This is a genomic window from Sphingomonas sp. (assembly GCF_050725575.1).
Lineage (GTDB): Bacteria > Pseudomonadota > Alphaproteobacteria > Sphingomonadales > Sphingomonadaceae > Sphingomonas.
In genome coordinates this window covers 66,833-77,276 of the sequence record NZ_JBOHHW010000021.1, presented here as the reverse complement: position 1 = coordinate 77,276, position 10,444 = coordinate 66,833, and the positions used below count along the sequence as shown (strand labels likewise).

The following is a 10,444-nucleotide window of genomic DNA, read 5'->3' as shown; positions in this document are numbered from 1 at the left end:
GTATAGACCAGGGTTCCACCCTCGGTAACGGGTGCGGCCCCGGAGATCGCGAAGCTTGGCGGAGGGGCGACGTCATTGTCGTTGATCGTGCCCGACCCCTGGGCCGTGGTAATCGTCGCCCCGCCCGAGGCGGCCGACAGGTTGACCAGCACCGTCTCGGCGGATTCGACGCTTGTGTCGTCGATCGTGGCGACGCTGATCGTCTTGCTGGTTTCGCCCGGCGCGAAGGTGAGCGTCCCGCTGGCCGCAGTGTAATCCGATCCGGCAATGGCCGTACCGTTCGCGGTGGTAAAATTGACCGTGAAGCTCGCCGCTGTCGAGCCGGTCTTGGTCACTGTGTAGACCAGGGTTCCGCCCTCGGTAACGGGTGCGGCGCCGGAAATCGCGAAGCTCGGCGCAGTTGGCGTCGGCGTGGGCGTTGGGGTTGCTTGTACGGGGCACGCTGCCGGCGCGGCAGTGGCGACGTCATAGCGCACACGATTGCCCGCGGCGTCAAAACAGGTTCCCGTCCGGCGGCTGTCATTGGTTCCGCCGGCGATCGAGCTGCTGATCAGCCGACCCAGCGAATCATAGCGATAAGTCGTCGTCTCCTGCGCCAGCGCGATGGCGGCGCCGCTAACCAGTGTGAGGCAGGTGGCGCCTGCTAAAAGCCTGTGTTTCCGCCGCATTTTTACCCCCGTCCGGATTCGATCGAATCCGGTGATCGCTTCAGCATGAAGATCAAATCGAACCCGCGCCACTGCGGATCGATGATAGAACCAAAATGGCTGTAATTTGTCTGATCGCCTTCGGCGCTGTGTTCGCCACAATGTACCGGCGATTGCTACACCCCACCTTCGATATCCTCGCCATCCCCCGCTATCGGGCGCACCACCCCCACCCCCGATACCCCGTCGATCAGGATATCATCGTTGCTCGTCCATAACGGCACGAACCCACGCTGCTCGGCGCAGTAGCGCTCGTTCACGCCGCCGCGCTCCAGCATGTTGAACAGCGCGATCTGTGCGTCCTTCTGTTCCTGTTCCGCGGATCGCACGATCGCGGTCCAGCGCCGCTGCGCGAGCTGGTTGCCCTGCAACGCCGCTGCGGTCAGCGCCCGGAATATCGCCTGGTTCGCCGGCATCTCGATCTCGCCGTCCGCGTCCTCGACCCGGACCATGCGATACGCTTCTTCCAGGATCATCGCCCGGGTCGGCTGATCCGCGCCGGGCAGGCGGTCGCCGCGCGCGCCTGTCGCACGGCGACCGGGCGGCCGTCCGGCGGGGTTGCCCGATATGCCTTTGACAAAGGGCGTTCCCGGCCCGCGCCTGCGCTCGTGCGCCTCCGCTCCGGCCGGCCTTTCTCCGGTGGTGTTCTGTGTCTCGCTCGATTCAAGCATCTGTTCGTTCATGTCACAGCCTTGCTGATGGATGATCCCGCACCCCCGAAAGCCGATTTCGCTGATCGGTTGAATCGATCGCTGGCTGTTCCGGTACGCCGGCTGGCTGTTCCGGCCCGATTGCTGGCTGTTATGCTGGCTGTTCCGTTGGCTGTTCGCTGGCTGTTATCGATTAACAGCCAGGGGGTCTCAACATGCTGATTCATCGACTAGAATCGCGGTTTGGTGGCCGCAATAACAGCCAGCAAAAAACATCTTGCCGGATAACAGCCAATAACAGCCAGCATGACGGGCGACCGGAGCGTTCATGCGGGGTCTCGAATCGGGGCTTGCAGTGTCTGTCGGGGCGGGCAGGGGTGGATCATGCCTGCCGTTCACACCGGTTGACTCAGGACCCCCCCTTTTCTAAACGGACGCCGCAACGGGGGCCCTGTGCAGCAGTTCTCCCAGGTTTCTCGTCGCCGTGCGCAAGCCCGGCGGCGTTTTCTTATCAGGATGCTTTCGCGTTGGTCGACGACCGCCAGACCGATGACCTCGATCTCCGCATCGCCAAGGCGCGTGCGGCAGAAGAGGCGCGTGCCGGCAATGTCGGCGTGGCGAAACCGGCCAAGGGCTATGCGCAAGGATCGCGCGTGCTGGCCGAGCTGATTGGCGCTCCGCTTGGCGGCGGCGTGCTCGGCTGGGCGCTGGACCAGTGGTTCGGCACCAAGCCGTGGATCATGCTGATCCTGATCGCGCTGGCCATTGTCGTGGCCTTCCGTAACATTTTCCGTATTTCGAAGGAGCGCCCTGAGTGAGTGGGCCAACGAACAGGATAGAATCGTGAGCGCCGGCAAAATCGATCCGATGGAACAGTTCCTGGTTGAGCCCGTGCTCGGCCGCCATATCGACCTGTTCGGGTACGACGTCTCGTTCACCAACTCGGCGCTGTTCATGGTCGTCGTGTTCGTGCTGCTCGCCGTCTTCATGTCGGGCGGGCTGAAGCGTCAGCTGATCCCCGGCCGCTGGCAGGTCGCCGCCGAAGGCGCAGTCAGCTTCATCGACAATATGGTGAAGGTGAATATCGGCTCGGGCGGCAAGAAGTTCGCGCCGTACATCTTCTCGCTCTTCTTCTTCATCCTGTTCGCCAATCTGGTCGGCGTGCTGCCGCTGGCGATCCTGCCCGGCCTGCACACCTTTGCCGTGACCAGCCATATCACCGTCACCGCGGTGCTGGCGTTCCTGTCGTTCGGCATCGTGCTGCTGGTCGGCCTGTGGAAGCATGGCCTGAAATTCTTCTCGCTGTTCGTGCCGCATGGCACGCCGCTGTGGCTGATGTGGCTGATCCCGCCGGTCGAGCTGCTGTCGTTCCTGGTGCGCCCGTTCAGCCTTGGCCTGCGACTGTTCGTCGCGATGACCGCCGGGCACATCCTGCTCGAAGTGTTCGGCAGCTTCGTCGTTCAGGGGCTCAACGCCGGTGGCGCGATGGGCCCGGTCGTCAGCCTGCTCAGCTTCGTGATGATCGTCGGCGTCAGCGCGCTCGAATTGCTGGTCTGCGCGATTCAGGCCTATGTCTTCGCGCTGCTTACCTCGCTTTACCTCCACGATGCGGTGCACCTGCACTAAATCGAGATTTTTCCACCACTTGAAGATTATTTTGGGAGTTTTGACATGACTGATCTTGGTGCAATGTACATCGGTGCCGGCCTTGCGGCGATCGGCGTTGGCCTGGCCGCGCTGGGCGTGGGCAACGTGTTCGGCTCGTTCCTCGAAGGCGCGCTGCGCAACCCTGGTGCGGCTGACGGTCAGCAGGGTCGCCTGTTCATCGGCTTCGCGGCATCCGAGTTGCTCGGCCTGATCGCGTTCGTCGTCGCGATCCTCATCCTCTTCGTCGTCAAGTAAGAGCGAGCGCCTCCAATGCCTCAGTTATCCCAGATCGGAGAGATCTACGCGTCGCAGCTGTTCTGGCTCGCGATCGTATTCGCCCTGATCTATTTCGGGATCGGCAAGGCGATGGTGCCCAGGATCGAGCGGACGATCGACGATCGTACCGCGCGCATTTCGGGCGACATCGCTGCGGCGGAGGCGGCGCGCGCGACCGCCCAGGCTTCGGAAACCGAGTATCAGACTGGTCTGGACTCGGCCCGCAGCCAGGCGTTCAAGGCGGTGACCGAGGCGAAAGCCCGGGCGACCGCCAATGCCGAGACGCAGGTCAAGGCCGGCGATGCGGAGATTCATGACCGTATCGCCGCCGCGACCGTGCGGATCGACGGCGCCCGGCAACAGGCGATGACCGACATCGAAACATCGACCGTCGATGCGGTGCAGGACATTGTCGCGAAGCTTTCGGGCGTCGCGGTCGATCGTGCCGCGATCGAAAAGCAGGTAAAGGCGGAACTGGCGCATGGCTGAGGCGCATCCCGTAGAAACCGTGGCGCAGACCGGTGTGGTCGAGCTGCATCATGAGCCGACCGCATTCGGCGTGGCCGCGCCCGGCTATGTCGCGCTGTCGATGCTCGTCGTCATCGCGATCCTGCTGTGGAAGAAAGTCCCGGCGCTGATCGCGGGGATGCTCGATGCGAAGATCGCGGCGATCCGCACCGATCTCGACGAAGCCGCACGACTTCGTGCCGAGGCCGAGGCACAGCTCGCGGAAGCCAAGGCGCGCAACGCGGCAAGCGCCGGCGATGCCGCCGCGATCGTTGCTCATGCCGAGGCGGAGGCAAAGCAGTTGCTCGCCAAGGCCGAAAGCGACGCGCAGGAACTGGTCGCACGTCGCGGCAAGATGGCTGAGGACAAGATCTCTGCCGCCGAGCGCGCCGCGATTGGCGAGGTCCGCGCCAAGGCCGCTGACGCCGCCGCCAAGGCCGCTGCTGCGATCATTGCCGAGCGGCACGGCGCGGCGGCCGACAAGGCGCTGGTCGATCGCACGATCGCTGGTCTGGGCCGCGTGAACTGAGACTGTGTTGCGCTCACCTGTCGCGGCGGGCGCAATCATTACATTTTGAATTGCTACTAATCCCGCTAAAGGCCGGATCTGCGGCGATTCGCGCCGCTTTCTTTTGAAAGAGGCATTCCCAATGAAGTCTGTCGTCCTCGGCGCCGTCCTCGCACTTGCTGCCGCCGCTCCCGTTGCAGCTCAGACCGCGCCTGCCGCAGCCCCCACCACGCCGGCGGCTCCTGCAACCACCGCTGCTGCGACCAAGTTCAACCTCGACACGCCGATCGAGACGATCGCCGCCGATCCGGCCGGCAAGGCCGTGCTCGACGCGGACCTGCCCGGCGTCACCACCCATGCAATGTATGACAGCTTCAAGGGCATGTCGCTGAACCAGCTTCAGCCGATGTCGGGCGGCGCGATCCCGCCCGAGGCTCTGGTCAAGGTCGGCGCCGACCTCGCCGCGATCAAGTAAGCACCGGCTCCGCTGCTGGCGCCCTGCGCGGCGTCAGTAGCGGAGCATGATTCGCCGCGCGATTGCCGGCGAGATGTTGTAGACCGTATTGAGTATTGCGGTCATGCCGACATTGGCTTGGTTCCGGCTCTTCTCCATCGCCAGGACGATCTGCCGCGCGCATTCGGGCGCGGGCATCTTGCTGTGGTGGTTGTCCTCGGTCATCCGCGTCTCGACCACTGGCGGCAGCACTTCGAGCACATGGACCTTGCTGTCCGCCAGCTGCGCACGTAGCGCCCGGGTGAAGCTGTGCAGCCCCGCCTTGGTCGCGCAATAGACCGGCGTCGTGGCGGCCGGCGCGATCGCGAGGCCCGAGGTGACATTGACGATCATCGCCGCGGGTCGGGCACGCAGCGCATCGAGCATGCCGACGATCAGGCGGATCGGGGCATTGAGGTTGAGGAAGATCGACTGATCGACCACGGCCATATCGATCGCTGCCGCGACGTCGAACGGCACGCCCATGCCGGCATTATTGACCAGGATGTCGATCGGGCGGCCAGTGATCGCCGCGAGCAATTCGGTACAGCCCGCTTCAGTGCTGAGGTCGGCGGCAAGCACCTCGAACCCCTCCGCCTGCGCCGCCGCGATGCGTTCGGCGTTGCGTCCGACCACGATCACGGTCGATCCCGCTGCCTTGAGCCGGCGCGCCAGCGCCAGGCCGATGCCGTCCGTTCCCCCGGTGACCAGGATCGTCTTTCCCGTAAGCTGCATCGTCATTCCCCTCTGGCGCTCGATATAGCCGTTGTTGCCTGCGCGCCGGAGTCCTAAATGAAGCCACCCCATATGAGACAATGATGTCGTCACCCAACGCCCCCGACCGTTTCAACGAAGAGAAATCGACCTTCACCATCCGGGGCAGCGATGCTCCCGATCTGGACGCGGGCGTGGCGGCGATCCGTAACGTGCTGGCGACCCTGCCGTCGCGGCCGGGCGTCTATCGCATGCAGGATGCGCGGGGTGACGTGCTCTATGTCGGCAAGGCGCGCGCGCTGAAGAACCGGGTGACCAACTATACCCAGGTCGACCGCCTGCCCAAAAGGCTGCAGCGCATGGTCGCGCACACCCGGTCAATGACCATCGTCACGACCAATAACGAGGCTGAGGCGCTGCTGCTCGAGGCGCAGCTGATCAAGCGTTACCGCCCGGCCTACAACGTTCTGCTGCGCGACGACAAAAGCTTCCCCTTCATCCTGCTGCGCGCCGACCATGATTTCCCGCGCATCCAGAAGCATCGCGGCGCGCGGCGCGCCAAGGGCAATTATTACGGCCCCTTCGCCAGCGCGGGGTCCGTCAACAACACGCTCAACGCGCTGCAGAAACTGTTCCTGCTGCGCTCCTGCACTGACGGCTTCTTCAAGAACCGCGACCGGCCGTGCCTGCTCTATCAGATCAAGCGCTGCTCGGCGCCGTGTGTTGGGCGGATCGACGCAAAGGGCTATGACGAACTGGTAAGCGACGCCAAGGCGTTCCTCGCCGGCAAATCGACTCAGGTGCAGACCAAGTTGGGCGGCCAGATGCAGGCGGCGGCGGAGGCGATGGACTTCGAGCTGGCCGCGATCCTGCGCGACCGGCTGCGTGCGCTGACCTTCATCCAGGGTACCCAGGCTATCAACGCCGAGGGGCTGGGCGATGCCGACATCTTCGCGCTGGCCTGCAAGAACGGCGTGATGGGCATCCAGGCCTTCTTCATTCGCGGCGGGCAGAATTGGGGCCATCGCAGCTTCTTCCCCGCGCATACCAACGACGTGCCCGAAGACGAGGTGCTGACCAGTTTCCTGACGCAATTCTATGAGGAAGTGCCGCCGCCGCGCACGATCTTCGTCGATCGCGAGCTGAACGAAGCCGCGCTGCTCGGCGAGGCATTGGGCGCCGCGGCCGGGTTCAAGGTGACGCTGTCGATGCCGCAGCGCGGCACGCGCCGCCGGTTGCTCGACCAAGCCAAGCGCAATGCCGAGGAAGCGCTCGACCGGCGGCTGGCTGAGAGCACCACCCAGGCGAAACTGCTGCAGGAGGTCGCCGACCTGTTCGATCTGGGCGAACCGCCTGACCGGATCGAAATCTACGACAACAGCCATATCCAGGGCACCAATGCGCTTGGTGCGATGGTCGTCGCCGGACCGGAAGGGTTCCGCAAGGGCCAGTATCGCAAGTTCAACATCAAGAATCCCGATACCGAGCCGGGCGACGATTTCGCGATGATGCGCGAAGTATTCGGCCGCCGTTTCGCGCGCGCACAAGCCGAGGATCCGGACCGCGACGCCGGCGACTGGCCCGATCTGGTGCTGATCGACGGCGGGCGCGGGCAGCTCAACGCGGTGAAGGGCGTGATGGAGGAACTGGGCATCGAGGATGTCTGCCTGGTCGGCGTGTCCAAAGGGCCGGATCGCCATGCGGGGCGCGAAGTGTTCCATATGCTTGACGGGCGCGAGTTCCAGCTGCCGGTCAATGCGCCGGTGCTGTTCTATCTCCAGCGCCTGCGTGACGAGGCGCATCGCTTCGCAATCGGCGCGCACCGTGCCAAGCGCGCCAAGGCGATCGGCGCGTCGCCACTCGACGAAGTGCCCGGCATCGGGCCGGCACGAAAAAAGGCGCTGCTGATGCATTTCGGCACTGGCCGCGCGGTGCGCAATGCGAGCCTGCAGGATCTGCAACAGGCGCCCGGCGTGTCGTCGGCGGTCGCGCAACAGGTCTATGATTTCTATCACAGCCGATAAACGGCTCGATCGCCCCTTGCCGACAGGTTGGGCTGCGCTAGAGTCCGCGGTATAATACCGGGGGGTAAGTTCATGTTTCGGCCGATATTGTTCACCGTACTTGTTGCGGCCTCCGGTGTTGCGCATGCGGGCGACAAGCCGATCTACGCACCCGCGCCCGATTGGGTAAAACCCGCCCCGCCACCATCGGCGCCGGTGGCTGGTGAGGAAGCCCCGATCATGCTGGCGTTCGACCAGCAGCAGCGGCTGCAGGACGGGCAGGTCTGGGCCTATCTCGAAAGCGCAACGCGGATCGCCTCCGCTGATGTGTTGACGCAGGCGGGGACAATCCAGCTGCAATGGCAGCCCGATGATGGCGACTTGATCATCCACCGCGTATCAATTGTGCGCGGGGATGAGCAGATCGATCTGTTGAAGCAGAGCTCCCGCTTCACCGTTTTGCGCCGCGAGACGCAGCTGGAAGCGCTGCAGATGAATGGCGTCCTGACCGCGACCATGGCGGTGGAAGGATTGCGTGTGGGTGACGTGCTGCGCGTCGCTTATTCAGTGACGCAAAGCGACAAGGTGTTCAAAGGCGGCATGCAAACGATGCTCCCGCTGGCGGCCGAGCCGACCCGGATCGGGTTTGCGCGCGCGCGGCTGTTATGGAAGGCCGGAACTGATCTGAAATTCCGCACCTATGTGCCCGGCCTTGCCGCCAAGCCGAAAGATGTCGGCGGTTATCGCGAAATCGACCTTGCCTTGCCGCTCGCCAAGCCGCCCGAATGGCCCGGCGATGCGCCGATGCGAACGCGCGGAATGCCGATTCTCGATGCATCGACCTTTGCCGATTGGTCGGCGGTATCGAAGGTCATGGCGCCGCTGTATCGTACCGACGGATTGATCGCACCCGGCAGTCCGCTCGCTGCCGAAGTCGCGCGGATCGCCAAGGCCGACACCGATCCGCGCAAGCGCGCCGCCGCTGCGCTCGAGCTTGTCCAGGGCCAGGTCCGCTATCTCTTCCGGGGCATGGACGGCGGCAATTACACCCCGCAGACACCTGCGCAGACCTGGTCGCTCCGCTATGGTGACTGCAAGGCGAAGACCCTGCTCCTGCTCGCCATGCTGCATGGCCTTGGCATCGAAGCGGAGGCGGTGATGGCGAACAGTCAGTTGGGTGATGCGCTGCCCCAGCGGTTGCCGTTGCCGGGCGCCTTCGACCATGTGCTGGTCCGGGCGACGATCGACGGCAAGAGCTTATGGCTGGACGGCACCGGTCAGGGCGCCCGGTTTGCCGATCTCGACGACAGCTTACCCTTTTCCTGGGTATTGCCGGTGCGCGATACCGGTGCCGAACTGATGGCTTTGCCACGCCGTCCGGCGAACCGTCCCGACATGGCCGTTGTCCTGGAGGTCGATCAAGCGGCCGGTCTTGGGTTGCCGGCATTATATCGTGCAACCATCACGGTGCGTGGGCCGATGGCGTCACAACTTGCCACCACCGCAGGGCAGTTGGGGGCCAAGGAGCGTCATGAAATGCTCTATGGCTTTGCCCAGACGATGATCGGAGAAGGCATGCCGATCGGCGAGACGCTGGTCCAGGACGTCGCCGCCGGAACAACCGTGGTCACCGCAACCGGCATTGCCCAAAGCGGTTGGGAGTCCGAGCAGAAGCGGCGCAGCCGCAGGCTCGATCGGACGGTATCGTCGCTGACCTTCGAGCCCGACCGGACACGTCCTGCCTGGCGCGAAATTCCGGTCGCGACCGAGTCCAGTGGCAGCCTCGCCTTCACCACGACGCTTAAGCTGCCGGTCGGCGTGACGGGCTTCACGCTCGACGGCGATACCACGCTGCCAGAAAGCCTTGCGGGTGTAAGGCTGCGGCGTACCGCGACGCTGGCAAATGGCGTGGCGACGGTCGATGAGCGTATGGATACGATCGGCGCGGAGATCGCGCCGGCGGACATTCCGGCGGTGCGATCCCGGCTCGCCCTGGCCAAAACGCGATTGTTGCGGGTCGTGGCACCGGAGGATTATCCAACGCGCCGCGAAGTGACTGTGGCGGCGCGCAAGGCCGGGCTGCTCAAACCGATTGACGACGCCTATGCCAAAGTCATCGCGGCTGATCCCAAAGAGGCACTCAGCTATGCCAACCGCGCAAATTATCGGGCGGGAACCTATGACTGGCGCGGGGCTATCGCCGATCTTGACCAGGCGATTTCGATCGAGCCCAATCTGGATACCTATTTGCAGCGTGCCGGCCTTTTGACCACCATCCGCGAAGAGGCAAAAGCGCTGGCTGATGTGGAGACCGCCTATGGCCTGGACCCAGGATCGACCCAGGTCGTCGGCATGCTGGCTTCGCTCAAGGCGAGGAACGGCAAGGTCGCCGAGGCTCTCGCGCTGCTTGATGAGCGGATCGCGGCTGGAGGCAAGGAAAAATCGAGTTATCTCAACATCAAGGGCGACGTCCTGTCGCGCGCGGGCCGGGGTGCGGAGGCCGTCGCTGCGCTCGACACCGCTGTCGCTGAAAAACCCGGCAATCCGGAACTGCTCAATGCACGGTGCTGGACCAAGGCGATCAACAAGATCGGGCTCGATACCGCATTGAAGGATTGCACTCGCTCGATTGAGTTGGGTGAATCGCCAGTGGCCGCGTTCGACAGTCGTGCGATGGTTTATTTTCAGATGGGGCGGCTCGACGATGCGCTTGGCGATATTGCGGCGGCACTGGATATCGTCCCCGACCTTCCCGCATCACTCTACCTGCGGGGGGTGATCCGGAAGCGTAACGGCGAGGCTGCTCTGGGCGATGCCGACCTGGCTGCCGCACGGCAAATGAGCCCCCGGATCGATGAGGATTATGCGCGTTATGGCGTGAAGCCCTGACACTGCACGGTCTTATTGGAGAAATCTTCACCCTCGCCGCGCTAGAATCG

Annotated in this window: 11 protein-coding genes; 8 read left to right on the top strand and 3 right to left on the bottom strand. The window is 64.1% G+C overall.

The genetic code is table 11. The features are described 5' to 3' along the window. A partial coding sequence (locus tag ACRECS_RS15155) for a Calx-beta domain-containing protein (protein ID WP_431583783.1) occupies positions 1-668 on the bottom strand: 668 nt, incomplete at its 3' end. Positions 669-823: 155 nt separating this feature from the next. Next, entirely contained in the window at positions 824-1,390 is a 567-nt protein-coding gene (locus ACRECS_RS15150) for a DUF5681 domain-containing protein (RefSeq protein WP_431583782.1), read from the bottom strand. 494 nt (positions 1,391-1,884) lie between these two features. Here ACRECS_RS15150 and ACRECS_RS15145 point away from each other — a divergent pair, with 494 nt between their 5' ends. The 6 genes from ACRECS_RS15145 to ACRECS_RS15120 all read left to right on the top strand — a co-directional run bounded on the left by ACRECS_RS15145 (position 1,885) and on the right by ACRECS_RS15120 (position 4,770). After that, positions 1,885-2,175 (top strand): AtpZ/AtpI family protein, encoded by a 291-nt coding sequence (locus tag ACRECS_RS15145; RefSeq protein ID WP_431583781.1) that lies wholly within the window; start codon positions 1,885-1,887, stop codon positions 2,173-2,175. A gap of 25 nt (positions 2,176-2,200) precedes the next feature. Continuing rightward, a complete protein-coding gene (locus ACRECS_RS15140; RefSeq protein ID WP_431583780.1) occupies positions 2,201-2,983 on the top strand; it encodes a F0F1 ATP synthase subunit A in 783 nt (260 codons plus the stop codon). A 63-nt stretch (positions 2,984-3,046) separates the two neighbouring features. Continuing rightward, entirely contained in the window at positions 3,047-3,259 is a 213-nt protein-coding gene (locus tag ACRECS_RS15135; RefSeq protein WP_010164404.1) for a F0F1 ATP synthase subunit C, read from the top strand. Between the two features lie 15 nt (positions 3,260-3,274). Next, positions 3,275-3,769, top strand: a complete 495-nt coding sequence (locus tag ACRECS_RS15130; protein ID WP_431583779.1) for an ATPase — start codon at positions 3,275-3,277, stop codon at positions 3,767-3,769. Continuing rightward, positions 3,762-4,316, top strand: a complete 555-nt coding sequence (locus ACRECS_RS15125) for a hypothetical protein (RefSeq protein ID WP_431583778.1) — start codon at positions 3,762-3,764, stop codon at positions 4,314-4,316. Before ACRECS_RS15130 ends, ACRECS_RS15125 begins: the two co-directional genes overlap by 8 nt. A 121-nt stretch (positions 4,317-4,437) precedes the next feature. Continuing rightward, positions 4,438-4,770: a hypothetical protein gene (locus ACRECS_RS15120; protein ID WP_431583777.1), complete on the top strand. Its 333-nt coding sequence runs from the start codon at positions 4,438-4,440 to the stop codon at positions 4,768-4,770. A gap of 33 nt (positions 4,771-4,803) precedes the next feature. Here ACRECS_RS15120 and ACRECS_RS15115 read toward each other — a convergent pair whose 3' ends face one another. Next, complete coding sequence (locus ACRECS_RS15115) at positions 4,804-5,523, bottom strand: SDR family oxidoreductase (RefSeq protein WP_431583776.1); 720 nt, start codon at positions 5,521-5,523, stop codon at positions 4,804-4,806. Between the two features lie 83 nt (positions 5,524-5,606). Here ACRECS_RS15115 and uvrC point away from each other — a divergent pair, with 83 nt between their 5' ends. Together uvrC and ACRECS_RS15105 are read left to right on the top strand one after the other, a co-directional pair. Next, the gene (uvrC, locus tag ACRECS_RS15110) at positions 5,607-7,526 is read left to right on the top strand and encodes an excinuclease ABC subunit UvrC (RefSeq protein WP_431583775.1); all 1,920 of its coding nucleotides are present in this window, start codon (positions 5,607-5,609) and stop codon (positions 7,524-7,526) included. A gap of 72 nt (positions 7,527-7,598) precedes the next feature. Next, the gene (locus ACRECS_RS15105; RefSeq protein WP_431583774.1) at positions 7,599-10,394 is read left to right on the top strand and encodes a DUF3857 domain-containing protein; all 2,796 of its coding nucleotides are present in this window, start codon (positions 7,599-7,601) and stop codon (positions 10,392-10,394) included. Positions 10,395-10,444 lie beyond the last annotated feature (50 nt).

What these genes read in the sequence shown, in the direction of transcription:
- ACRECS_RS15150 (WP_431583782.1), bottom strand. Translation starts at nt 1,390, where the DNA reads ATGAACGAACAGATGCTTGAATCGAGCGAGACACAGAACACCACCGGA.
- ACRECS_RS15135 (WP_010164404.1), top strand. Translation starts at nt 3,047, where the DNA reads ATGTACATCGGTGCCGGCCTTGCGGCGATCGGCGTTGGCCTGGCCGCG.
- ACRECS_RS15130 (WP_431583779.1), top strand. Translation starts at nt 3,275, where the DNA reads ATGCCTCAGTTATCCCAGATCGGAGAGATCTACGCGTCGCAGCTGTTC.
- ACRECS_RS15125 (WP_431583778.1), top strand. Translation starts at nt 3,762, where the DNA reads ATGGCTGAGGCGCATCCCGTAGAAACCGTGGCGCAGACCGGTGTGGTC.
- ACRECS_RS15120 (WP_431583777.1), top strand. Translation starts at nt 4,438, where the DNA reads ATGAAGTCTGTCGTCCTCGGCGCCGTCCTCGCACTTGCTGCCGCCGCT.
- ACRECS_RS15115 (WP_431583776.1), bottom strand. Translation starts at nt 5,523, where the DNA reads ATGCAGCTTACGGGAAAGACGATCCTGGTCACCGGGGGAACGGACGGC.
- uvrC (WP_431583775.1), top strand. Translation starts at nt 5,607, where the DNA reads ATGTCGTCACCCAACGCCCCCGACCGTTTCAACGAAGAGAAATCGACC.
- ACRECS_RS15105 (WP_431583774.1), top strand. Translation starts at nt 7,599, where the DNA reads ATGTTTCGGCCGATATTGTTCACCGTACTTGTTGCGGCCTCCGGTGTT.